The sequence below is a fragment of the Rhodospirillales bacterium genome (assembly GCA_016712595.1).
GTDB lineage: Bacteria > Pseudomonadota > Alphaproteobacteria > Rhodospirillales > Defluviicoccaceae > Defluviicoccus.
Genome location: JADJQT010000002.1, coordinates 1139435 through 1162190, shown reverse-complemented (window position 1 = coordinate 1162190; position 22756 = coordinate 1139435). Strand labels below are relative to the sequence as shown.

Annotated in this window: 21 protein-coding genes and 1 riboswitch; of the genes, 10 read left to right on the top strand and 11 right to left on the bottom strand. The window is 65.6% G+C overall.

From position 1 onward, the window contains the following. Positions 1-46 precede the first annotated feature (46 nt). Complete coding sequence (gene cobT, locus IPK66_17035) at positions 47-1051, bottom strand: nicotinate-nucleotide--dimethylbenzimidazole phosphoribosyltransferase (GenBank protein MBK8176897.1); 1005 nt, start codon at positions 1049-1051, stop codon at positions 47-49. A 128-nt stretch (positions 1052-1179) separates the two neighbouring features. Here cobT and cobS point away from each other — a divergent pair, with 128 nt between their 5' ends. From cobS to IPK66_16995, 8 genes are all read left to right on the top strand, one after another. Further along, positions 1180-2076 (top strand): adenosylcobinamide-GDP ribazoletransferase, encoded by an 897-nt coding sequence (cobS, locus tag IPK66_17030; GenBank protein MBK8176896.1) that lies wholly within the window; start codon positions 1180-1182, stop codon positions 2074-2076. After that, positions 2073-2726: a histidine phosphatase family protein gene (locus tag IPK66_17025; GenBank protein ID MBK8176895.1), complete on the top strand. Its 654-nt coding sequence runs from the start codon at positions 2073-2075 to the stop codon at positions 2724-2726. The genes cobS and IPK66_17025 overlap by 4 nt, the downstream gene beginning before the upstream one ends. Positions 2727-2744: 18 nt before the next feature. Continuing rightward, positions 2745-2911: riboswitch (cobalamin riboswitch) on the top strand. Positions 2912-3007: 96 nt separating this feature from the next. Beyond that, the gene (cobU, locus tag IPK66_17020; protein ID MBK8176894.1) at positions 3008-3517 is read left to right on the top strand and encodes a bifunctional adenosylcobinamide kinase/adenosylcobinamide-phosphate guanylyltransferase; all 510 of its coding nucleotides are present in this window, start codon (positions 3008-3010) and stop codon (positions 3515-3517) included. After that, a complete protein-coding gene (gene cobW, locus IPK66_17015; GenBank protein ID MBK8176893.1) occupies positions 3514-4536 on the top strand; it encodes a cobalamin biosynthesis protein CobW in 1023 nt (340 codons plus the stop codon). Before cobU ends, cobW begins: the two co-directional genes overlap by 4 nt. A 71-nt stretch (positions 4537-4607) precedes the next feature. Continuing rightward, the gene (gene cobN, locus IPK66_17010; GenBank protein MBK8176892.1) at positions 4608-8354 is read left to right on the top strand and encodes a cobaltochelatase subunit CobN; all 3747 of its coding nucleotides are present in this window, start codon (positions 4608-4610) and stop codon (positions 8352-8354) included. A gap of 33 nt (positions 8355-8387) precedes the next feature. Further along, the gene (gene cobO / locus IPK66_17005) at positions 8388-9014 is read left to right on the top strand and encodes a cob(I)yrinic acid a,c-diamide adenosyltransferase (GenBank protein MBK8176891.1); all 627 of its coding nucleotides are present in this window, start codon (positions 8388-8390) and stop codon (positions 9012-9014) included. A gap of 80 nt (positions 9015-9094) precedes the next feature. Continuing rightward, positions 9095-9781, top strand: coding sequence for a lipid-binding SYLF domain-containing protein (locus tag IPK66_17000; GenBank protein MBK8176890.1), 687 nt, complete (start codon positions 9095-9097; stop codon positions 9779-9781). A 90-nt stretch (positions 9782-9871) separates the two neighbouring features. Beyond that, the gene (locus IPK66_16995; protein MBK8176889.1) at positions 9872-11341 is read left to right on the top strand and encodes a cobyric acid synthase; all 1470 of its coding nucleotides are present in this window, start codon (positions 9872-9874) and stop codon (positions 11339-11341) included. A 48-nt stretch (positions 11342-11389) separates the two neighbouring features. Here IPK66_16995 and IPK66_16990 read toward each other — a convergent pair whose 3' ends face one another. Both IPK66_16990 and IPK66_16985 read right to left on the bottom strand, forming a co-directional pair. Beyond that, positions 11390-11809, bottom strand: coding sequence for a nuclear transport factor 2 family protein (locus IPK66_16990; GenBank protein MBK8176888.1), 420 nt, complete (start codon positions 11807-11809; stop codon positions 11390-11392). Between the two features lie 159 nt (positions 11810-11968). After that, the gene (locus IPK66_16985) at positions 11969-12607 is read right to left on the bottom strand and encodes a MarC family protein (GenBank protein ID MBK8176887.1); all 639 of its coding nucleotides are present in this window, start codon (positions 12605-12607) and stop codon (positions 11969-11971) included. A gap of 185 nt (positions 12608-12792) precedes the next feature. Between IPK66_16985 and IPK66_16980 the strand changes: the two genes are divergently transcribed. Beyond that, on the top strand, positions 12793-14148 hold the full coding sequence (locus IPK66_16980) for an Nramp family divalent metal transporter (GenBank protein ID MBK8176886.1): 1356 nt from the start codon (positions 12793-12795) through the stop codon (positions 14146-14148). A 21-nt stretch (positions 14149-14169) separates the two neighbouring features. Here IPK66_16980 and IPK66_16975 read toward each other — a convergent pair whose 3' ends face one another. From IPK66_16975 to IPK66_16950, 6 genes are all read right to left on the bottom strand, one after another. Further along, on the bottom strand, positions 14170-15120 hold the full coding sequence (locus tag IPK66_16975; GenBank protein MBK8176885.1) for a branched-chain amino acid ABC transporter permease: 951 nt from the start codon (positions 15118-15120) through the stop codon (positions 14170-14172). A gap of 3 nt (positions 15121-15123) precedes the next feature. Then, entirely contained in the window at positions 15124-16011 is an 888-nt protein-coding gene (locus IPK66_16970; protein ID MBK8176884.1) for a branched-chain amino acid ABC transporter permease, read from the bottom strand. A gap of 36 nt (positions 16012-16047) precedes the next feature. Then, complete coding sequence (locus IPK66_16965) at positions 16048-17253, bottom strand: ABC transporter substrate-binding protein (GenBank protein MBK8176883.1); 1206 nt, start codon at positions 17251-17253, stop codon at positions 16048-16050. A 26-nt stretch (positions 17254-17279) separates the two neighbouring features. After that, positions 17280-17990: an ABC transporter ATP-binding protein gene (locus tag IPK66_16960; GenBank protein ID MBK8176882.1), complete on the bottom strand. Its 711-nt coding sequence runs from the start codon at positions 17988-17990 to the stop codon at positions 17280-17282. After that, the gene (locus IPK66_16955) at positions 17983-18744 is read right to left on the bottom strand and encodes an ABC transporter ATP-binding protein (GenBank protein ID MBK8176881.1); all 762 of its coding nucleotides are present in this window, start codon (positions 18742-18744) and stop codon (positions 17983-17985) included. Before IPK66_16955 ends, IPK66_16960 begins: the two co-directional genes overlap by 8 nt. Positions 18745-19016: 272 nt before the next feature. Next, entirely contained in the window at positions 19017-19841 is an 825-nt protein-coding gene (locus IPK66_16950) for a universal stress protein (protein ID MBK8176880.1), read from the bottom strand. 145 nt (positions 19842-19986) lie between these two features. On the opposite strand from IPK66_16950, the gene IPK66_16945 reads away from it, so the two are divergent. Next, positions 19987-20796, top strand: a complete 810-nt coding sequence (locus IPK66_16945; GenBank protein MBK8176879.1) for a YdcF family protein — start codon at positions 19987-19989, stop codon at positions 20794-20796. Between the two features lie 64 nt (positions 20797-20860). Here IPK66_16945 and IPK66_16940 read toward each other — a convergent pair whose 3' ends face one another. Both IPK66_16940 and IPK66_16935 read right to left on the bottom strand, forming a co-directional pair. Beyond that, on the bottom strand, positions 20861-21361 hold the full coding sequence (locus IPK66_16940) for a flagellar basal body-associated FliL family protein (protein ID MBK8176878.1): 501 nt from the start codon (positions 21359-21361) through the stop codon (positions 20861-20863). 105 nt (positions 21362-21466) lie between these two features. Continuing rightward, positions 21467-21928, bottom strand: coding sequence for a bacterioferritin (locus IPK66_16935; protein ID MBK8176877.1), 462 nt, complete (start codon positions 21926-21928; stop codon positions 21467-21469). Between the last annotated feature and the right edge of the window lie 828 nt (positions 21929-22756).

The window sequence follows — 22756 nt, the reverse complement described above, 5'->3', positions numbered from 1 at the left end:
GTCCGCCCGCAATGACAGGCGGTGATTGTGGCCGACGTCGCGCTATTCAGCCGGCGCCGCGATCGCTGACGCCGGCGCCTTCGAACGTCGCCATGCCGAGGTGACACGCAAGGGCGGCGCGGACGAGTCCGACGGCGAGCACCGCGCCGGAGGCTTCGCCGAGACGCATGTCGAGATCGAGCAACGGGCGCATGCCGAGACGGCGCAGCAGCAGACGATGGCCGGGCTCGGCGGACGCATGGGCGATGCGGCAATGATCGAGCGCATCGCTGCGTACGGAGGCCAGCGCCGCCGCGGCGGCGCTGGCGACGAATCCGTCGAGGATGACCGGGACGCGGCGGATGCGGGCGCCGAGAACCGCGCCAGCGATCGCCGCGAGTTCTCGTCCGCCGAGCCGTCGCAGCAGGTCGAGCCCGTCCTCGGCAGCGGCGCGGTGAAGCCCGACGCCCGCCGCCACCACCGCGCGTTTCGCCTCGAGCCCGGCGCCGGTCACCCCGGTTCCGGGGCCGACCCACGACGACGGTTGCGCGCCGAAGAGGCCGCAGACGACGGCCGCCGCCGAGGTCGTATTGCCGATGCCCATCTCGCCCAGACACAGAAGATCGATCGTTTCGTCGGCCTCGGCGAAACCGGCGGCGAACGCCGTGACGAATTCCGCCTCCGACATCGCCGCGGTGACGGTGAAATCACCGGTCGGACGCTCGAGTTCGAGCGGCAGAACCCGCAAGGCGACGTCGAACGTACGGCAGAGCTGATTGATCGCCGCCCCGCCGGCGCGGAAGTTTTCGACCATCTGCGCCGTGACCGCCGCCGGATAGGCGGAGACGCCCCGCTCGGCGATCCCGTGGTTGCCGGCGAAAACACGCGCGGCGACGGCGGCGAGTCGCGGTGGGTATCGCCCCTGCCAGCCGGCGAGCCAGGCGGTGAGGTCTTCCAGACGTCCGAGAGAGCCGGCCGGCTTGGTCAGCGCTGGCTCACGCTGCGCGACCTGGTTCAGAGCTTCCCCGTCTGGGGTATACACGGTCTCGAGAAGACGTCGAATCTCTGTCATCGACGCCGGTTTTTGGCAATCCTGTGTCACGATCTTCTGCACTCGCAATACGCGTTTTCTTTCCGCGGCCGTTCTCCTATAACGCAGCCCTGCTTTAGCGCATCCGCCGGCCGATCGGAAAGCTTGCCGTGGCGACTTATTCCAAACATCCGGACATCATCGACATTCCCGGTGCCGTGGGCGCCTGGTGGTGCGACCTGCGCAGCGCCACCGCCTTTCTCACCTGTCTTCCTGTCGCTCCGCGGCGACGGTGTATTGCGCCCGATCCCTCCGCCGTGCCGGCGGAGGACGGCAGCGAAGGCGATGTCTTCGACAACGGGCGAGATCGCCCTGCCGACGACCTGCCCGCCGAACTGCCCAACGACCTGCCGCGCTCCACCGCGATGTTCCCGCTCGTCGGCTGCGGTATCGGCCTCGTCGCCGCGTCGGCATTGATGGCCGCGTTCGAGATCGGATTCAATCCCCTCGCCTGCGCGCTTGTCGCGTTGGCCGTCTCAATCGTGATCAGCGCCGCCTTGCACGAGGATGGTTTGGCCGATTTCGCCGATGCCCTGAGCGGATCGACGCGCGAGCGCCGGCTATCGATCATGCGTGACAGCCGGATCGGTACCTTCGGTACGCTCGCCATCGTCCTCGGCGTTGGCCTTCGTGCCGCGATCCTCAGTGGCCTGTCCTCGTCGGAGACGGCCATGTTGGCGCTGATCGGGGCCGCAACCCTGTCCCGCGCTGTCTTGCCGGCAGTGATGCGCTGGCAGGTGCCGGCGCGCAGCGACGGCCTGTCCGCCGGCTTCGCCACGCCGAGTCTGCAACACATCGTCATCGCAACCGTCCTGGCGCTCGTTATCTGTTTCGTGACCATCGACTTCTGGCCGACGCTGATCGCCGCTGCCGCGGTCATCCTTGCCGCCCTCGCCGTCGCGCTGCTGGCACAGCGCTTGCTCGGCGGCCATACCGGCGACGTCCTTGGCACGGTCCAGGTCATCAGCGAGATCGCCGCGCTCGCCGTCGTCGCCGCGCTCGAATGAGCGGCCAAACCGTCTGGTGGTGGGTCCGGCACGCGCCGGTTCCGGACGCGGACGGAAAGCTGAACGGCCGGCGTGACGTTCCCTGCGATGTGTCCGATGATCGCGCCTTTCAGGCGTTGGCGGCGCTGCTGCCGCACGCGGCGGTGACGATCACCAGCCCGCTGCTGCGCACCCAACAAACTTTGGCCGCGATCGTCGCCGCCGGCGCCGTCCTCGCCGACCCGCTGGTCGAGGCGGACTTTGTCGAACAGAGCTTCGGTGCGTGGGAGGGCCTGCGCTGGGCGGAGATGCAGCAGCGCGATCCCGCAGCGTATGCGGCCTTCTGGCTGGACCCGACCGGCAACGCGCCGCCGGGCGGAGAGAGTTTCGCGGAGCAGATGCAGCGGACGGCCGCGGCCATCGAGCGGCTGTCGCGCCGTTTCGACGGGCACGACATCGTCTGCGTCTCTCATGGCGGCAGTATTCGTGCCGCCGCCGCGCACGCGCTGGCGCTATCCCCGCGCCAGGCCATGGGGCTCGTCATCGATAATCTCTCGATCACGCGCCTGTCGCGGCTCGACGATGGCCTTCTCGGGTCTGTCGACGCCGCGTGGCGCGCTGACTGCATCAACGCACCCTGCCGCTGGATTCGGCGCGCTGACGTGTGCTAGCGTGTCGGACGTTTCGAGACAGGGAAGCCGGTGCGTGGTTCCCTCCGCAAGGCCGGCGCTGCCCCCGCAACTGTAAGCGGCGAGATGACGGTACCCCGATGGTGCGTTTGACATCGCGGGGTTGGCCACTGGTGAGCGATCGCTGGGAAGGCAGCCGGAATCGACGAGCCCAAGCCAGGAGACCTCCTCGATACGAGACGCCTTTTGGTCCTCGGAGGGAGGATACGGCCCTGGTGCCCGCATCGTCATCGACAACGCCTGCCGCGCAAACGCTCCCGCCCATCACCCTCGTCCTCGGCGGCGCACGCTCGGGGAAGAGTACCTATGCCGAGCAGATGATCGAGGCGACCGGCGCCGGCCTCTATCTCGCCACCGCCGGGGCCGGCGATGATGAAATGCGCGAACGCATCCGCCTGCATCGCGCCCGCCGCGGCCCGCTGTGGCAGACAATCGAAGAGCCGATCGATCTCGCAGAGGCGCTCGCCCGCGAGACCCGGCCGGATCGTCCGATCCTCGTCGACTGCCTGACGCTGTGGCTTGGCAACATCATGGGAGCCGATCGTGACATCGAGGCCGCGGTGGCGTCTCTCGCCAGCGGGCTGGCGCAGCTGTCCGGTTGCGTCGTCTTCGTCTCCAATGAGGTGGGCCTCGGCATCGTGCCGCCGACCCCGCTCGGCCGCGCCTTCCGTGACCACGCCGGCCGGCTCAATCAGAAGATCGCAGCCGTGGCGCAGCGCGTCGTTTTCGTTGCCGCCGGCATTCCCCTGACGCTCAAGGACATCGCCCCGTGAAGATCCCTGCAACCATCGTCACCGGCTTTCTCGGTGCGGGCAAGACCTCGCTGATCCGCCATCTGCTGACCCATGCCCGCGGTCGGCGGATCGCCGTCGTCATCAACGAATTCGGCGATCTCGGCGTCGATCGCGAGCTTCTCGTCGGCTGCGGCGTTACGGGCTGCGCCGATGAGGACCTGATCGAGCTGCCGAACGGCTGTATCTGCTGCACCGTCGCCGATGCCTTCCTGCCGACCCTGCAACGCCTGCTCGACCGACCGGAACCACCGGAGCACATCGTCATCGAGACATCTGGCCTCGCCCTGCCGAAACCGCTGGTCAAGGCGTTCCAGTGGCCGGAGGTCAAGGCCCACGTCACGGTCGACGGCGTGATCGCTGTCATCGATGCGCCCGCCGTCGCCGCCGGACGCTTCGCCAGCGACGAGGCCGCCATCGCGGCGGAACGCGCCGCCGATCCAGCGCTTGATCATGACGAGCCGCTGCGCGAGCTGTTCGAAGACCAGCTGACCTGTGCGGACATGGTCGTGCTGAACAAGATCGACAGCCTCGATGAAAACAAGCTGGGCAAGGTCAGCGCCGAGGTCGCCGATCTCATCCGGCCGGAGACGAAGGTAGTCCTGGCGGTGCGGGGTGGCCTCGATCCGCTGGTCGTTCTCGGCATCGACGCCGCGGCCGAACTGAGCATCGACGCGCTTCATTCGCACCACGACAACGAAGAGGATCACGACCACGACGAGTTCGTCAGCTTCGTTGCCGAGCTCGGCCCCATCGAGGATCCGATCGCCTTCGAGCGACGCGTCCGCGCCGTCGCCGCCGAACATGACGTGCTGCGGCTGAAGGGGTTTCTTGACGTCCCCGGCAAGCCGATGCGCCACGTCGTCCAGTCAGTCGGCACCCGCGTCGAGCGCTATTTCGACCGCCCCTGGCAGTCAGGAGAAGCACGCCGCAGCCATGTCGTCGTCATTGCGCAAAAGGGCATCGATGAGGCGGCGGTGCGCACGGCGCTGCAAGGATGACCAGCCACGCGCCTACCGATAAAGCCGCGCTGCGCCTTCGCACCGTACCGCAAGGCTGACGGGTCCAGGCGATGCACCTTCTTGCCACCCGCCCGGGTTCGATCGCCGACGGCACTGTCGCTGTCGATCTGGGGCAGAGCCCGGGCGACATCGTCGTCCTTTCCGCCGCCGACAGCGAGCTCGCCTGCCTCGCCGCCGCGCACACCCGCCGAACCGCCGCCAATCCCGCAGTGCCCAGCCTGCGGCTCGCCAACCTCATGCGGCTCGGCCATCCGATGTCGGTCGATGTCTACGTCGAGGCGACACTGGCACGCGCGAAACTTGTCGTCGTCCGGCTGTTGGGCGGGCGCAGCTACTGGCCCTATGGCGTCGAGCAGGTCGCCGAGGTTTGCCGCGCGCAGGCGATCCCGCTTGCCTTCGTTCCCGGGGACGATCAGCCGGACGCCGAGCTGGCGCGACTATCGAGCGTCGGCGCGGAAGCGCATCACCGCCTTTGGCGTTACCTCGCCGAAGGTGGCATCGAGAACGCGGTCGAATTCCTCGCCTATGCAGCCGCGCTGATCGGCGGCGCGCAGAATTGGCAAGAGCCGCGACCGTTGCTGCACGCCGGGCTCTATCAGCCGGCGGTGGGCCTGCCCGCAGCCACGGACGAGCGTCCGCTCGCGGCGATCATCTTCTATCGGGCTCTGGTTCAAGCCGGCAACCTCGCGGTCATCGATCGGCTGATCGAGGCGCTCGACGCCGCCGGCCTCGCCGCCCGAGCGATCTTTGTAACCAGCTTGAAGGACCCGCTGTCCGCGGCAATCATCGAGGCGCTTCTTGCCGACGCGCCGCCCGACGTGATCTTGAACGCCACCGGCTTCGCCGTCGCCACACCCGGTGGCGCGCAAGTTGTGGCGGGCCCCTTCGCGGCCTGCGACTGCCCGGTCGTGCAGGTGATCTTCGCCGGCTGCGACGAGGCGACCTGGCGCGAGGGCACCGCCGGCCTGCCGGCGAAGGACATCGCGATGAACGTGGCGCTGCCGGAAGTCGACGGGCGCATCATCAGCCGTGCGGTTTCGTTCAAGGGCGTTGCGCGGCGCGATGCGCTGAGCGAAATCGATCTCGTCACCTACGAGCCGGTCGCCGACCGCATCGCCTTTGTCGCCGAGCTCGCCGCCGCCTGGGCGCGGCTGAAGCGCAAGCCGGCGGCGGAGCGGCACGTCGCCATCGTGCTCGCCAATTACCCCAATCGCGACGGGCGCATCGGCAATGGTGTCGGCCTGGATACGCCGGCGAGCGCCGTGCGGGTCCTGGCTGCCCTGGGCGCCGCCGGCTACCGCGTCGAGGACGCACCCACCTGCGGCACCGCGCTGATCACCCGCCTGACCGAGGGGCCGACGAACGATTGGCGCGCGCTTCCCGGACGCGCGATCGAAGAGACGCTGCCGCGCCCGGAATACGAGGCCGCCTTCGCCCGGCTTACGGACGAGACCCGCAGCGCGATCCTCGCCCGCTGGGGCACGGTCGAGCACGATCCCTTCTTCCGGCCGGGCGAGCTCGACTGCGGGCGCTTCGCGGTGCCGGCCTTTCGCTGCGGCAACGTCGCCGTCTGCCTGCAACCGGCCCGGGGTTACAACATCGATCCGCAGTCGACCTACCACGATCCGGACCTGGTGCCGCCGCACGGCTACCTCGCCTTTTACGCTTGGCTGCGCGGCGAATTCCGTGCGGATGCGATCGTGCATCTCGGCAAGCACGGCAATCTCGAATGGCTGCCAGGGAAGGCGCTGGCGCTTTCGGCCGGCTGCTTTCCCGAAGCGGCGCTCGGCCCCCTGCCCCACCTCTACCCGTTCATCGTCAACGATCCGGGCGAAGGAACGCAGGCAAAACGCCGGGCACAGGCGGTGATCATCGACCATCTGACGCCACCGCTCACACGCGCCGAGAGCTATGGCACGCTGCGCGATCTCGAACGCCTTGTCGACGAATACGCCGAGGCGTCCTCACTCGATCCGCGCCGCTTGCGTCCCCTCGCCGACGAAATCCTGCTGCTTGCCCGCACCTCCGGGCTTGATATCGACTGTGGCATCGGCACCGACGAGGGAACGGACGATGCGCTGATGAAGCTCGACCGCTACCTGTGCGAGCTGAAGGAAATGCAGATCCGCGACGGCCTGCACATCTTCGGCGCCTCCCCCGAGGAGTCGCTGGCGCGTGACCTTCTGGTCGCGCTCGCCCGCACCCCGCGCGGATCCGGCCCCGGCGATGCCTCGCTGATCCGCGCGCTTGCCAGTGACCTCGCACTCGACTTCGATCCGCTCGCGGCCGACCTCGCGATGCCATGGGAAGGCTTAAGGCCTGACGTGCTGGACCAGGCGTCGGGCGATCCCTGGCGAACGGCCGGCGATACCGTCGAGCGGCTGGAAGCGCTCGCCGCCGCACTCGTTGGCGGCGAGATCGCCTGCGCTGAAGCCTGGGACCGGGCGCGTCCGGTTCTCGATCAGATCGAAACGCGCCTGCGCCCGGCCGTGGCGGCGTGCGGCCGTCGCGAACTCGACGGCCTCCTGTCCGGGCTCGACGGCCGGTTCGTCGCACCCGGACCGTCCGGCGCCCCCACCCGCGGCCGCCCGGACGTGCTGCCAACCGGGCGCAATTTCTATTCGGTCGATACGCGGATGCTGCCGACGCCAGCGGCATGGACACTCGGCTGGAAGTCCGCGTCCCTGCTGGTCCAGCGCCACGCCCAGGAACACGGTGAGTGGCCGCAGCGGCTTGCGGTCACCGCCTGGGGAACGAGCAACATGCGTACCGGCGGCGACGATATCGCCCAGGCGCTGGCGCTGCTCGGCGTCCGCCCGACCTGGGACGATGCCTCCCATCGGGTACTGGGATTCGAGGTCCTTCCGGCCAGCGTCCTCGACCGGCCGCGGGTCGATGTGACGCTGCGCATTTCCGGATTTTTCCGCGATGCTTTCCCCAACCTGATCGACCTGTACGATTCCGCCGCGCGCGCCGTTGCCGCGCTCGACGAGCCGGCGCAGACCAACCCGCTCGCCGCGCGCGCCCGCGAAGATGCCCGGCAACTGCGCGCCGCCGGCGCCAGCGAGGACGACGCGAAGGCACTGGCGGCAGCCCGCGTTTTCGGCTCGAAGCCGGGCGCCTACGGCGCGGGGCTACAAGCTCTGATCGACGAGGGCGGATGGCGGACGGAGGCGGACCTTGCCCGCGCCTACGTCGCGTGGGGCGGCTATGCCTACGGCGGTGCCCTGAAGGGGCGCGCGGCGCACGACGTGTTCGAAACCCGCCTCGCATCGATCGAGGCAGTGGTGCAGAATCAGGACAACCGCGAGCACGACATCCTCGATTCCGACGACTACTACCAGTTCGAAGGCGGCATGACCGCGGCGGTCCGGACGTTTTCCGGCAGCCAGCCCGCCGTCTGGCACGCCGATCATTCGCGTCCCGAGACTCCGGCTATCCGTACGCTGGACGAGGAGATCGCCCGGGTAGTGCGCGCCCGCGTGGTCAACCCGAAGTGGATCGCCGGCGTCATGCGCCATGGCTATAAGGGTGCTTTTGAGATGGCGGCGACGGTCGATTACCTTTTCGCCTTCGCCGCCACGGCACGGTGCGTGCGCGATCATCATTTCGATGCCGTCTTCGATGCCTATCTCGAAGACGATGCGGTGCGCGATTTCCTTGCCGAAAACAATCCGAAAGCGCTGCAGGAGATGAGCGCGCGATTGCTGGAAGCGCAGGAGCGCGGCCTGTGGCGACCCGCGCGCAATCACGCGTTCGATGCGCTGAGCCGGCTGGCGGGCGCAGATGCGCGCTGACCTTGCGGCGCGGCGTTGGTACGGGAGAACGAAATGAGCGAACACGAACCAGCGGTCGACGAGGATCTCGTGCGCCGTCACGCCGAGAAGATGGCGAAGAAAAAGGCGGCACGGGAGAAGATTCTCGCGACCAAGACCGAAGAGCGCGGGTTGGTGATCGTCCATACCGGCAAGGGCAAGGGCAAGACCACCGCGGCGATGGGCATGGCCGCGCGCTGCGTCGGCCATGGCATGAAGGTTGGCATCGTCCAGTTCGTCAAGGGCGTCTGGGAAACCGGCGAGCGCCGGGTGCTCGAGCACTTTCCTGAATTATGCGTGATGCGGGCGATGGGCGAGGGCTTCACCTGGGATACGCAAGACCTCAAGCGCGACATCGCCGCGGCGCGTGCCGCGTTTGAAACGGCCAAGGAGATGATCGCCGATTCGTCGTTTCGCATGGTGATTCTCGACGAGTTGAACATCGTCCTGCGCTACGGCTATCTGCCACTGGACGAGGTGCTGGAGGCGCTGAGGAACAAACCCCGCGATCTGCACGTTGTCGTGACCGGCCGTAACGCCAAGGAAGAGTTGATTGAAGCCGCCGATCTCGTCACCGAAATGAATCTTGTCAAGCATCCGTTCCGTAGTGGCGTCAAGGCGCAGGCCGGCATTGAATTCTAGATGCTTGCGCGCGGTCGGGTGAGATGATTGCTTTCGCGAACCAAAAGACGGGCTGGGTCGTAGGGAGGTTCAATTTCGTTATGCGTCATCCGTTCCGGATCATAGGCTGCCTGCTTCTCCTGTTCACCGCTGCGGCATGCGCGTCCGGCGCGCCGGCGGATATCAAGGCACAGGCGCTAGTCGATCAGTCGAAGGCAACGATCGAGCTGTTCAAGGCGCGCCCGAAGGATTCGACCGCGCTGTTCAATGCCGCACTGCGCGATGCCAAGGGCATCATGATCTTTCCTGACCTGTTCGAGGCCGCCGTCGGTGTCGGCGGCCAGGGCGGCTCGGGAGTCATGGTCACCCGCGATGCGAACGGGACGTGGGGCTATCCCGCCTTCTACCGGATGTCTGGCGGAAGCCTCGGCATCCAGCTCGGCGCGCAGTCAAGCGACGTGATGTTTCTGCTGATGACCGACAGTGCCGTCCGCTCGGTGATCAACAACCCGGCACAGTTCGCGCTCGGCGCCCAGGCGACCTTCGGCGAGCTCGGCGGCGGCAAGTCGAGCGGCACCACGCTGGGCGGCTCCGACATCATCGGCTTCACCCGCGGCTCGGGAATCTTCGTCGGTGGCGCGTTCTCGGGTGCGTACGTCAGCTCGCAGCCGAATCTCGACCATGCCTACTATCAAAATGGCGGGGCGACGCCGACGTCGATCCTCATCGACCACCAGGTCGCCAACCCGGACGCGGACGGCCTCAGGCGCGCGCTCGTGGTGCAGTAAGTAAGCCTGACGACATCGATCGGCCCCAGGGTGGGTGGGCCAGGACAGGTGGCCAGGGCGGATACACCGGTGGGCAGCGCGCGGGCCCTGATGCTGCAGGGCACCGGCTCGGATGTCGGCAAATCGCTGATCGTAGCCGGTCTCGCCCGCGCGTTTGTCCGTCGCGGGCTGCGCGTCCGGCCCTTCAAGCCGCAGAACATGTCGAACAATGCCGCGGTCACCGCCGACGGTGGCGAGATCGGCCGCGCTCAGGCGCTGCAGGCGCGGGCCTGCGGTGTGGCGCCCGCGACCGACATGAACCCGGTGCTGCTCAAGCCGCAATCCCTCGTCGGTGCCCAGGTGATCGTCCAGGGGCGAATTTTCGTCAACGCGGCGGCACGCGACTATCACGCGCTCAAGCCGTCCTTGATGCCGCGCGTGCTCGAAAGTTTTCATCGCCTCGCCGCCACGTGCGATCTGGTGCTCGTCGAAGGCGCGGGAAGCCCGGCCGAGGTCAACCTGCGCGCCGGCGATATCGCCAATATGGGATTTGCCCAGGTGGCGGGGGTGCCGGTCGTGCTCGTCGCCGACATCGACCGCGGCGGCGTCATCGCCTCGCTCGTCGGCACGTGGATGGTACTCGATGCCGCCGAGCGGACCCACCTCGCCGGCTACATCATCAACAAGTTCCGCGGCGATGCCCGGCTGTTCGACGACGGGCTGGCGGTCATCGGCGCGTACACGGGCCTGCCGTCGTTTGGCGTCGTGCCGTGGTTCGAGCCCGCCCGGCTGCTACCGGCGGAAGATGCGGTCGCGCTCGAACAGAGACGGACGATCGACCCGCCGGCGGAGTGTGACCGGCCGATCCGCATCTGCGTGCCACGCCTGCCGCGCATCGCCAATTTCGACGACCTCGATCCGCTGATCGCCGAGGCTGGCGTCATCGTCGATTTCGTTCCATCCGGCCGGGCGCTGCCGGGCGACGCCGACGTCGTCATCTTGCCCGGATCGAAGGCGACGATCGCCGATCTTTGCGCGATCCGCGATGAGGGCTGGGACATCGATCTTGCCGCGCACCAGCGTCGTGGCGGGCAGATCATCGGTATCTGCGGTGGCTATCAGATGCTCGGCCAGCGCATCTGCCATCCTGACGGCATCGAGGGGCCGCCGGGCGAGATCGACGGACTGGGCCTGCTTGACGTCGAAACCACACTTGGCGGCGAAAAGCTGCTGACAGAGGCGAGCGGGATCGAGCTTTCTTCCGGTTTACCGGTGCGCGGCTACGAGATGCATGTCGGCCGCACCGAGGGACCGGCACGGGCGCGGGCAATGTTGCGCCTCAACTCTGGTGAGGACGGTGCCGTCTCGGCAGACGGCTTCGTCGCCGGCTGCTACCTGCACGGTCTCTTCGCGTCCGATGCCTACCGCGCCGCCTTCCTTGCCGGACTGCGCCGCGGACGGGCGCCGGGGCTTGCCTACGAGGCGCAGGTCGAGACTATCCTCGATGCATTGGCCGATCATCTTGCCGCCCACATCGACCTTGACGCCCTGCTCGCCGCCGCCCACCCGATAACGCCGTGATCCCGCTTCAAGCCGGCAGCTCTGCCCCCGTAAGAGCCGGCGAAGAGGCTACGGCGTCGGCGGCAAGCCTAGCTGGGTAAAGAAATCCAGACGATCGAAGTACAGGTGATAGTCGGTGATCAGGCCGTCTTCGATCCGCCAGAAGTCGACGGCGGAAATATCGACACGCCGTCCGGTTGGAGCGGCCACGCCACCCGGCAAGTCCAGCGGGCCGGTGAACGTGCCGGTGGCATGCAGCTCGAAGCCGAGCACTTCTCCCGTCTCCGCCGTGAACCCACGGATTTCATGGGTGAAATCAGGGAGGGCACGGAAATGCATCTGCATCCATTCCCGGTACGCCTCACCGCCGGTGAACGAGCCGATCGGTGTGCGGATCTGTGCCTGAGGATCAATCATCTCGGCAACGGTATCGAGATCATGCGCGTTGAGCGCGGTGAAGAACGCCTGAGCCTGTTTGTGGAGCGACATTTCCGCCAATACCTCGGTGAGACCTCCTTCGCCCCGACGCCTCTCGTCGCGGCGTTTTGTTGGGATACCCGATACCGTGTTTATTTTACGTTATGATGCGGCGAAATCTGCCCGGCAAGATGCTCTGAGGTGACGGCGCGGCAGCGGCGCCAGCCGCGTTCAATGGGCGATCGGCAGTAGCGGCAGTTTGTGAAGTAGCCCGGTGACGATCATCTGCACCGCAATAGCAGCGACGACGAGACCCATAACCCGGGTCAGAATGCCCATGCCCGTGACCCCGAACAGCCGCTGCAGCCGCCCGCAGCTCCGGTAGATCACCAGTACCAGAACGCTACACACCAAGATGGTGGCGACGACAACCGCGTACTCGCCGAAGCTGGAGTGATCATCGGTAGCAAGGATGGCGGTGGCCATCGCCCCCGGACCTGAAGTCAGCGGGATGGCGAGGGGAACCACCGATGGATCGTCCTTGCCCTTCCCCTCCTCGTTCTCCGCCGGTGTGTGCTTGGTTCGGTCCGGCTGGGCATTGACCATGCCAAGGCCGATGAGCAGGACCACGAGGCCGCCGGCAATCTGCAGATCGGCAACGGTGATCCCGAAGAAGCCGAGCAGGGTCTTGCCGACGAGGGCGCACAGCGTGCAGGTCACGAACACCGCCGCTGCGGTCGTCAGCGCCGTACGGTTGCGTTCGGCGGGCGTCATCGCCTCGGTCATCGAGGCGAACAGCGGCGCGATGCCGATCGGGTTGAGGATCACAAACAAGGCAACGAGAAATTTCAGATGCGGGGTCACCCCCATGGTTTTGCTCCCCGCCCGCCCCCAAGCATCGCAACGTCCGAAAGCGCACCGAGAATCGATGCCGCCCGGGTTTCCGACAGCATCGCAGCGCACGCATCAAAACGAAAGCACCGCAGCGGCCTTTACGCCTCACCACCGCAAAATCCCTGGAAACGACGACGCGCAGCCGGCATTTTGTCGCCACCATGCACACCCGGACCAACGCTCTCAGCCGAATCCGTTTCGCCCTGCGCCTGCCGACAACAGCGACCGCTCCGTTTTGTCCCAGCGAGGTGCGTGGCAGCGTCGCCGTCGCCGCCTCCGCCCCGCTGCGCACCCGCCTCGCCGCATTCGTCGGCCCGGGCCTCCTCGTTGCCGTCGGCTACATGGACCCCGGAAACTGGGCGACCGACATCGAGGCCGGCGCCCGCTTCGGCTACGATCTGCTGTTCATCGTCGCGCTCACCTGTCTGGCGGCGATGCTGTTGCAGACGCTCGCCCTGCGCCTCGGCATCGCCTCCGGGCGCGACCTCGCCCAGGTGTGCCGCGACCGTTACGGACCGAGAACGCGCATCCTGCTGTGGCTGATGGCTGAAGGCGCGATCATCGCCACCGATATCGCCGAGGTCTTGGGCTCGGCGCTGGCGATCAAGCTGCTGTTCGGTCTGCCTATGCAGATCGGCATTCTCCTCACCGGTCTCGATATGCTGCTGGTGCTGGGGCTGAAGGGGCGCGGCTTTCGCCAGGTCGAGGCGATCATCCTCGGACTTGTCGCAACGATCGGGCTCTGTTTTTTCGCCGAACTCGTCCTTGCGCCACCGGACACGAGCCTGCTGGCGGCCGGTCTCGTGCCCGAGGTCAACCGCCTGGAACAGCCGGGAGCGCTGTTGCTGGCAATCGGCATTCTTGGTGCCACGGTAATGCCGCACAATCTCTACCTCCATTCCTCGATCGTGCAGACACGCCGTATCGGCAACGGCGACGCGGGCAAGCGCGCGGCGATCCGTTTAACCACGCTCGATATGGTCGGCTCGTTGCTGCTGGCGACGGTGATTAACGGTGCGATCCTCGTTCTCGCCGCCTCGGCGTTTCACGCCAGCGGTAACGCGAACGTTGCCGACATCGCCGACGCGCACGAGTTACTGACGCCGATCACCGGCGCGGCCGCGGCGGGTGTGCTGTTTGCCGTCGCCCTGTTCACCTCGGGTCAGAGTTCGACCTTCACCGGCACGATCGCCGGCCAGATCGTTCTCGAGGGCTTTCTCGATATCAAGATCCCCTGCTGGCAACGCCGTCTCGTCACCCGTGTCATCGCCATTCTCCCCGCCCTGGGCGGCATCTGGCTGTTGGGCGAAGACTCGGTCGGCAAGCTGCTGGTGCTGACGCAGGTGGCGCTCTCGCTGCAGTTGCCGTTCGCTTTGTGGCCGCTGATCCGTTCGACCAGCGATGCGCGGATCATGGGCCCGTTCGCCAGCGGGCGTGGCGTCGCCGCCGTCGCCTGGCTGCTGTTCGCGGTGATCTCCGCGGCCAATCTGTGGCTGGTCATCGAGGCTTTCGCTTAAGCCCGTCGGTCGCGCGGTTTCTCAGTCGCGCGGTTTCGATGCCGCCGCGCGCCGTTGCCGCCAGGCCTCGATTTCACCCACAATTCCCCGCCGGAACACGAGGACGCAGACGACGAAGATGGCGCCCTGGATGATCGTCGACCACGCCCCGACCTGGGCGAAGTAGTTCTGGATGGCGACGAGAAGGAGCGCACCCGCGACCGGGCCGAGCAACGTGCCCATGCCACCCATCAGCGTCATCAGCACCACCTCCCCGGACAGGTGCCAGTGCACGCTGTTCAGCGCCGCGAGCTGAAAGACGATGGTGATCATCGCGCCGGCCAGTCCAGAGAAGGCCGCCGAGAGAACGAAGGCGACGAGCTTATACTGATCCGCCCGGTATCCGAGCGAAACGGCGCGCGCCTCGTTCTCGCGCAGGGCTGTGAGGATCTGGCCGAACGGCGAGTTGACCGTGCGCCGCAAGATCAGGAAGGAGAGAACGAAGACAACGTAGACGAAATAGTAAAGGACCAGCTGGTTGTTCAGGTCGATCACGCCCAACAGCGTTCCGCGCGGGATCGCCTGGATGCCGTCCTCGCCGTGAGTGAACGGCGCCTGCACGCAGAAGAAGAACACCATCTGCGCCAGCGCCAGGGTCACCATGGCGAAGTAGATGCCCTGCCGGCGTATGGCCAGCCAACCGAAGACAAGACCGAGAGCGGCGGCGGCGGCGGTTCCTGTCAACAGGGCGAGTTCGGTCGGCAGGCCCCAGACCTTGGCGGCGTGGCCGGTCGCATAGGCGGCGATACCAAAGAACGCCGCGTGGCCGAAGCTGATCAGACCGACGTAGCCGATCAAAAGGTTATAGGCGCAGGCAAAAAGCGCAAAGCACAGCGCCTTCATCAAAAAAACGGGATAGAGCACGAACGGCGCGACGAGGCCGAGCGCGAGCAGAACGAGCAGAACGAGGCGCTGGCTGCGTTCCGAGGACATGGATCAGGCCGCCTTGCCAAAAAGCCCGGCCGGCCGCAGCAGCAGAACGACGGCCATGATGATGAACACTGCCGTATTCGACGCCTCCGGATAGAACACCTTTGTCAGCCCTTCAACCAACCCAAGGGAAAAGCCGGTGATGATCGATCCGAGGATCGAGCCCATGCCGCCGATGACGACGACGGCAAAGACGACGATGATCAGGTTCGAGCCCATGAGGGGATTGACCGAATAGACCGGCGCGGCGAGCACGCCGGCGAACCCCGCCAACGCGACGCCGAAACCATAGGTCGCGGTCACCATCACCGGTACGTTGACGCCGAAGGCCTGGACCAGCGTCGGGTTCTCGGTGGCGGCGCGCAGGTAGGCGCCGAGCTTGGTTTTCTCGATCACGAGCCAGGTGCCGAGGCAGACGGCAAGGGAGACGACGACCACCCACGCCCGGTACTTCGGCAGGAACATGAACTCGAGCCGGTAACCGCCGGAGAGCGACGCCGGCGGCGCGTACGGCTGACCCGAGACACCGTAGACGTGGCGGAACACGCCTTCGATGACCAGAGCCAGACCGAAGGTCAGCAGCAGGCCGTAGATCGGATCGAGTCTGCTAAGCCGGCGCAGCAAGAGCCGTTCCGTCGCCATGCCGACGAGACCAACGAGCAGCGGCGTGACGATCAGAGCCGGCCAGTAGCCGATCCCGACATAGGCCAAGAGATACCAAGCGACAAACGCGCCCAGCATGTACTGGGCGCCGTGAGCGAAATTGATGATGTTGAGCAGCCCGAAAATCAAGGAAAGGCCGAGACTGAGGATCGCATAGAAGGCGCCATTGATCAGCCCAATTAAGAGCTGGCCAAACAGGGCCTGCGGTGAAATGCCCAGCATCTCGAACATGCCTTTAGGGCTCCCTGTCAGCCGCAGCCGGGGGCTCTATTTCGCAACCAGCGGGCAATTGCCCTGATCCATCGGCCGATAAGCCTCGTCACCGGGAACGACCCGCAGAATCTTGTAATAATCCCACGGATACTTCGATTCCGCCGGTGTCTTGACCTGGACAAGGTACATGTCGTGCACCATGCGCCCGTCGGCGCGAACCCGCCCGTTCTTGGCGAAGAAATCGTTGACCGGGATTTCCCGCATCTTCGCCATCACCGCCTTGGCCTCGTCGGTGCCGGCGGCCGCGATCGCCTTGAGATAGTGAGCGACCGCCGAATAAACGCCCGCCTGCACCATCGTCGGCATCCGTCCTTCATTGCGTTCGGCAAAGCGCTTCGACCACGCACGGGTCTCGTCGTTGCGATCCCAGTAAAAGCCGGTGGTCAAAACGAGGCCTTTGGTCGTCTCCAGTCCCAGACTGTTGATGTCGGAAATGAACACGAGCAGGCCGGCGAGCCGCTGCCCCGCGTCGGTAATGCCGAATTCGTGCGCCTGCTTGATGGCGTTGATCATGTCGCCGCCGGCGTTGGCGAGACCGATGACTTTCGCGCCGGAGGACTGAGCCTGCAAAAGGAAAGAGGAAAAATCCTGGTTGGGAAACGGCGCATTCACCGCGCCCAGCACCTTGCCGCCTGCCGATTCCACCGCCGCCGAGGTGTCCTTCTCCAGGGCGTGACCAAAGGCGTAATCGGCGACGATAAAGTACCAGGTATCGCCGCCGTCCTTGGTCAAGGCCTTGCCGGTGCTGTTGGCGAGCGCATAGGTATCGTACGTCCAGTGAATGCCGGTCGGCGAGCAGGCCTTGCCGGTGAGATCCGAGGTGCCGGCGGTCGAATTGAGGTGAATGCGGTTCTTGTTCTTGGTGATTTCCTGAACGGCGAGCGCCACCGACGAGGTCGGAACATCGACGATGGCATCGACGTTATCAACGTCGATCCACTGGTTGACGATCGGCGTCGCCACGTCGGGCTTGTTCTGGTGGTCGGCGAAGATCACCTCGATTGGCTTGCCGAGGACCTTGCCGCCGAAATCCTCCACCGCCATCTTTGCCGCCACGACCGACCCCGGACCGGCGAGGTCGGCATAAACGCCCGACTGATCGTTGAGAACGCCGAGCTTGACGACATCACCCGATACCTGTCCGAACGCGCTGGTTACCGTCAATACGGCAAGCGCCACGCCGGCCAGACCCTTACGCAGGAACTGCTTCACGGTTGCCTCCCTCGTTATACACCCAGATACCCTTGCAGCTTGCCCTGGTTGGCCGCCAATTCATCGTTGGCGATCATATCGACGACCTTGCCGTGCTCGACGACGTAGTGCCGGTCGGCGACGGTGGACGCGAAGTGGAAGTTCTGTTCGACGAGAAGAATGGTCAGACCGCGCCGCTTCAAGCTGCGGATCACGGCGCCGATCTCCTGGACGATCACCGGCGCAAGGCCCTCGGTCGGCTCATCGAACAGTAAGAGCCTAGCTCCGGTGCGCAGGATGCGTCCGATCGCCAGCATCTGCTGCTCGCCACCGGACAGCTTCGTTCCCTGGCTCGCCCGGCGCTCCTTGAGATTGGGGAACAACGCGTAGATTTCCTCGACGCGAAGGCCTCCGTTGCGAACGACTGGCGGCAGCAACAGGTTTTCGAGCACGGTTAGGCTGGAGAAGATGCCGCGCTCCTCCGGGCAGTAAGCGATACCGAGGCGGGCGATGCGGTTCGACGGCAGACCGATGGTCTCCCGTCCCTCATAGCGGATCGAGCCGCGCCGCTGGGCGAGAATGCCGATGATCGAGCGCATGATCGTCGTTTTGCCGGCACCGTTGCGGCCAAGCAGGGTCACCACCTCGCCCTCGCCAACGACGAACCCGGCGCCGTGCAGCACATGCGATTCACCGTAGAACGCCTGCAGGTCAGCGACCTCCAGCAACGGCACCGGCTCAGCCATGGCCGGCCTCGGAGCCGAGATAGGCGGAAATGACGTCGGGATTGCTGGAAACCTCAGCGTAGGTGCCTTCGGCGAGGATACCGCCGCGCGCGAGCACGGTGATCCGATCGGAGAGGTCGGCGACCACCGAAAGGTTGTGCTCGACCATCAAAACCGAGCGGTTGGCCGAGACGCGCTTGATCAGTCTGGCGATGCGGTCGATGTCCTCGCGGCCCATGCCGGCCATCGGCTCGTCGAGGAGCAGCAGGTCAGGATCGAGGGCCAAAGTGGTTGCGATCTCGAGCGCGCGCTTGCGCCCGTAGGCCAACTCGGCCGCTGCGATCTCGGCGTAACCGGTCAGGCCGACGTCTTCGAGCAGCGCGTGCGCCCGCTCATCGACAACGGCGAGCACCGAGACCGGGCGCCAGAAGTGAAATGAGATGCCGAGCCGGCGCTGCAGGGCGATGCGCAGGTTGTCGAGGACCGAAAGGTGCGGAAAAACGGCAGAAATCTGAAACGAGCGCACCATACCCATCCGCGCTACCGCGTGCGGCTTGGCTGCGGTGATGTCGACCCCTTTGAAGCGAATACTTCCCCGCGTCGGCTCGAGGAACTTGGAGATCATGTTGAAGCAGGTGGTCTTGCCAGCACCGTTGGGACCGATCAGCGCATGAATGGTTCCCCGGCGCACGCGCAGGCTGACATCGCGAACAGCGACAAATCCCTTGAACTCCCGGGTGAGTCCGCCGGTCTCGATGATGAAGTCATCAGTCATCGCTGCTGGCCCGATCGCCCTTGCTGACGTTTCTCGACACGCCCCGACTCCTCGGTTGTTGAGCGGTTCCGCGCAGTCGACGCAATGCAGACCTGCATTTCTGGCATATTGACCAGATTTTTTCCAGACCCGCTTGGGCGTTTATCGGTTTATTGTTTGCGCAGGTATTCGGTGCGATTTATTTTGAGACTTATCCTACTTTCGCATGTGCAATATGCACAATATATGTTTGATGCGCAGGACTTCCCGGATCGTCTGGTGATTAGCGGCGGCTAATACGACATCAGTACCGGCGTGGTCATCGAACGAAGAATCTGTCTGGTGCCGCCTCCGCGATAAAGGTAGGGGAAGCCGTAGTGGCCATGCGCCCCCATGACCAGAAGATCGATACCCTCATCACCCAGCCGCGACAACAGCCCTTCGATGACGTCGCTGTCTTGGACCCAGAGGGTTTCGCACTGCGCAATAACGCCGTGAGACGCCAAATGGCGTTGCATTGGCGCAAACGGCTCCTCGCCATACGCGTCGCGGCTATGATCGGGGTTGATTGCGAGCAGCCTCACCCGCTCGGCGCGGAGGAGGAACGGCATCGCATCGTTGACCGCTCGGGCCGCCTCGCGGCTGCCGTTCCACGCGACAAGCACCCGCGCCGCCACCGTTGGGAAGCGCCCAACGCTCGGTATGCACAACACCGGCCGGCCGCAGTTCAGCGCGATCTGCTCGATCAGGTCCGACGGAACGCTCGCCGTCCGCTCGCCATCGCGATGCTGGCCAAGCACGACGAGATCGGCATGTCGGGCGGCGAACAGCACGCGCTTGATCAGTTCGGTATCGTTGACGGTCATTGCCGTCAGCCAGTTCGTATCGATCCCCGCTGCGGCCGCGCGCCGGCGGAAAGCGGTCTCGATCCTCTCGGCCACGGTGTGCAGACTTGCCGCCGGATCACGACTCGCCGGAACCAGGACATGCGGATCGCTTTCACCGTAAAGACCGGTCAGAACGGCACCGAACGCCCGCGCGACTTCGACGGCAATCGCCGCTCGCGCCTCGCTCTGCTCGCTGCCGTCCAGATGCACGAGGAGATCACGGTAAGTCATGATCGGTTTTCTCCAGCGCGGAGTAGCGTCGGCAGGCGTGCCGACGACCCAGCGTCCAACTTTGCGTCCCCCTGTTTATCAATTCCACCGTTTTCTTGATCAACACTTCCACCCCTGGTGCCTAGACCGGCGGAGTTGACCGCGCATGTTCTTCGTTCTTTCCAAAGTGTTTGAGTTCATCGCCCATCCGTTGCACATCGTACTCGCGCTACTGTTGGGCTCGTTGATCGCAGGATGGTGCGGGGCGGGGCGGCTGCGAAGCGCGGGGATCATCGCAGCCGTGGTCCTGCTGCTTCTGATCGGCGCGTCTCCCGTGTCCGATGCAGTCATGCGCCCGCTGGAAGACCGCTTCGCGCCGCCGATGATCGAGACGCTGAATCCCACCGGCGTTATCGTCCTCGGTGGCGCGGTCGAGACCGGCGTTGTCGCCGAGACGCGCGACACGGCACCACTCAACGACCGGGCGGAACGGATGACCAAGTCGGTCGAACTCGCCCATCGATTCCCCGACATGCAGATCGTCTTCAGCGGATTTTCCAACAGCCTCGCGCCGGAGGGCCCCAGCGAAGCAGACATCGCACAACGCTTTTTCGAAGCGCAAGGGATCGATCCGAAGCGCATCCGCTACGAACGGCGCGCGCGCAATACCTTTGAGAACGTGCTGTTCAGCGAGGCACTGGTTCAACCGGCCGCTGGCGAGACATGGCTGCTGCTCACCTCCGCCTTCCATCTGCCGCGCAGCGTCGGCGTCTTCCAGGCCCTCGGCTGGCCGGTCGTCCCGTTGCCGGTCGACTACCGCACGCCGATCGGCGAGAGCCGCTTTTCCTTCGACATCGGCGAGGGCAACGAGAACCTCGATCTTGCGCTTCATGAGTGGGTCGGGTTGCTCGCCTACGATCTGACCGGCAAGACATTGCAGCTGTTTCCGGCGCCCGAGCCGCGCGGCGACGGCTGACCCCGTGCGGACCGCGCGAAGCGCTTCGGCACGCGGCCCGTCGGTACGCAGCCGGGGGATCAGGTCAATCGACGAGGAACTTGGTGAAGTAGACGTCCCGGGTCCGCGTCGGAGCGATGTGGCGGTCGACAATCGCGCGCACATCGACGCGCACGCGCTCGATACCGGCGGAACCGAAAAGATCGCGGCGATTGAGGTCACGCAGGTAGGACTGCACCTCGGACAGGATCTGCGCCTGCTCTTCTTTCAGCCGGCTGACCGCCTCCTGCGGCAGCTCGACGACGATGGCGATCTGCAGATAGTGCGAGCGGGCGCCCGAAGCGTCGAGATCGGCGACGAATTCGGGCAGTTCCTGCTGGATGATCGGCCCCGCTACCGGTAACGAGACCCCCTGTGCCGCGCCGTCGGAATGATCGCTCACGACCAGCAGCGAGGTGGCTAGCAGCGCGACCGAAAAGACGAGCGCGGCGGCGGCGATGGCGATGGGCTGCAGGACACGCGCGAGCAAGCCCTTGCCGGGCTTCTTCGCTTCACCGTCCGCCGCCGGCTTCCTGCTGTGCGCCATTGACCGCCGTTCCATTCGACCGCAGAGGCCGATACTTGCCTCATAGCCTGCGAGACTAACGGAACGACGGTTAACGGAGCCTTGCGCCTCCGGTGGCCGGCTGCCTCAAGCGCCGAACGGTTGCAAGTCGCCAGGAGCCCGCAGCATCTTGTCGACCTCGCTGATGTGCTTGCTTTCGGCGGCGATCATCTGGCGGGCATATTCCTCAAGCATGACATCCTGGTCCGCGACAAGGGACAGCAACGCCTTGTACTGATCGAGCGCGCTGTGCTCGTGCGCCAGCGATTCGCGCAGAATATCGCCGATGTCGTGTTTCTCGCTTTCCAGCAGTTTGCCGATGCCGAGTGAGGGGTGACCGCCGAGCGCGGTGATGTATTCGCCCGCTTCCTGGGCATGCAGCAACGATTCACTCGCCTGTCCGCGCAGCCATCCGACGATCGGGATGCGGCCGTAGCCGTATACCATCAACGAATAATGCGTGTAGCGGACGACGCCCGCGAGTTCAGCCTCGAGGATTTTGTTGAGGACGCCGAGAACGGCGGACTTATCGATGTCGCGATCACTCATTGAATTCTCCTATGCGTGAAATGGCAGCCTTTGTTGGCTGCGTATATCCCCGGAGGCGCGGCTTCTCGATCGTCCGCCACCGCTTCTTGCGTATCAGAACAGATCGCGACGCTCAACGCGGTTACCGGACATGATGGGAATGCATCACATACAGACCGGCCCGCCGACCGCCATCGCCACCGCTGGTCATGCCGGCGGCGCGTCCTCGCCGGCGAGGGCGCGCGCCGCCTGCAGTACCGCGTCGACGTGACCTTTGACCTTCACCTTGTGCCAGATCATGCGGATGACGCCGGCGCCATCGATGAGGAAGGTCGCCCGCTCCATGCCCACGTACTTCCGCCCGTACATGCTTTTTTCCACCCACACCCCCAGAGCCTGGGCAAGCGCCTTTTCGCTATCGGAGGCAAGCGTAAATGTCAGCTCATGCTTGTTCTTGAACTTCCGATGGCTGTCGATCCCGTCGGCGGATATGCCGATCACCGTCACCTCAACCGCGGCGAACGCAAAGATAGCGTCGCGAAACGCCTTGGCCTCCGTTGTGCAACCGGGAGTGTCATCGCGGGGATAAAAATAGAGCACGCAGATCCGCCCCCGCAGGCCGGCGGCGGTCACGATGCCGCCGTCGTCCGTCGGCAGGGCGAAGTCCGGCACAAGATCACCAACATCAACGCTCATTGATCCTCCTTCGTGAGTGCGCTTCGCCACCGGGATGACCGGCCGGCGCGTCCTGGCGGGCAGTAGCGGCGGGTGGGCGGGCGGTAGCGGCGACGGCGTGGCGATTGCGGCAACGGATGGCCGCGAGCCATGCTGGTCGGCCTCGCGCGCTGC

Bases quoted from the DNA above. Each gene is read 5' to 3' on its own strand.
- cobT (MBK8176897.1), bottom strand. From the start codon at position 1,051: ATGACAGAGATTCGACGTCTTCTCGAGACCGTGTATACCCCAGACGGG.
- IPK66_16945 (MBK8176879.1), top strand. From the start codon at position 19,987: ATGTTCTTCGTTCTTTCCAAAGTGTTTGAGTTCATCGCCCATCCGTTG.
- IPK66_17000 (MBK8176890.1), top strand. From the start codon at position 9,095: ATGCGTCATCCGTTCCGGATCATAGGCTGCCTGCTTCTCCTGTTCACC.
- IPK66_16970 (MBK8176884.1), bottom strand. From the start codon at position 16,011: ATGTTCGAGATGCTGGGCATTTCACCGCAGGCCCTGTTTGGCCAGCTC.
- IPK66_16990 (MBK8176888.1), bottom strand. From the start codon at position 11,809: ATGTCGCTCCACAAACAGGCTCAGGCGTTCTTCACCGCGCTCAACGCG.
- IPK66_16950 (MBK8176880.1), bottom strand. From the start codon at position 19,841: ATGACTTACCGTGATCTCCTCGTGCATCTGGACGGCAGCGAGCAGAGC.
- IPK66_16980 (MBK8176886.1), top strand. From the start codon at position 12,793: ATGCACACCCGGACCAACGCTCTCAGCCGAATCCGTTTCGCCCTGCGC.
- IPK66_16935 (MBK8176877.1), bottom strand. From the start codon at position 21,928: ATGAGTGATCGCGACATCGATAAGTCCGCCGTTCTCGGCGTCCTCAAC.
- IPK66_16995 (MBK8176889.1), top strand. From the start codon at position 9,872: ATGCTGCAGGGCACCGGCTCGGATGTCGGCAAATCGCTGATCGTAGCC.
- IPK66_16985 (MBK8176887.1), bottom strand. From the start codon at position 12,607: ATGGGGGTGACCCCGCATCTGAAATTTCTCGTTGCCTTGTTTGTGATC.
- IPK66_16955 (MBK8176881.1), bottom strand. From the start codon at position 18,744: ATGACTGATGACTTCATCATCGAGACCGGCGGACTCACCCGGGAGTTC.
- IPK66_16960 (MBK8176882.1), bottom strand. From the start codon at position 17,990: ATGGCTGAGCCGGTGCCGTTGCTGGAGGTCGCTGACCTGCAGGCGTTC.
- IPK66_17025 (MBK8176895.1), top strand. From the start codon at position 2,073: ATGAGCGGCCAAACCGTCTGGTGGTGGGTCCGGCACGCGCCGGTTCCG.
- cobO (MBK8176891.1), top strand. From the start codon at position 8,388: ATGAGCGAACACGAACCAGCGGTCGACGAGGATCTCGTGCGCCGTCAC.
- IPK66_16940 (MBK8176878.1), bottom strand. From the start codon at position 21,361: ATGGCGCACAGCAGGAAGCCGGCGGCGGACGGTGAAGCGAAGAAGCCC.
- cobN (MBK8176892.1), top strand. From the start codon at position 4,608: ATGCACCTTCTTGCCACCCGCCCGGGTTCGATCGCCGACGGCACTGTC.
- IPK66_16975 (MBK8176885.1), bottom strand. From the start codon at position 15,120: ATGTCCTCGGAACGCAGCCAGCGCCTCGTTCTGCTCGTTCTGCTCGCG.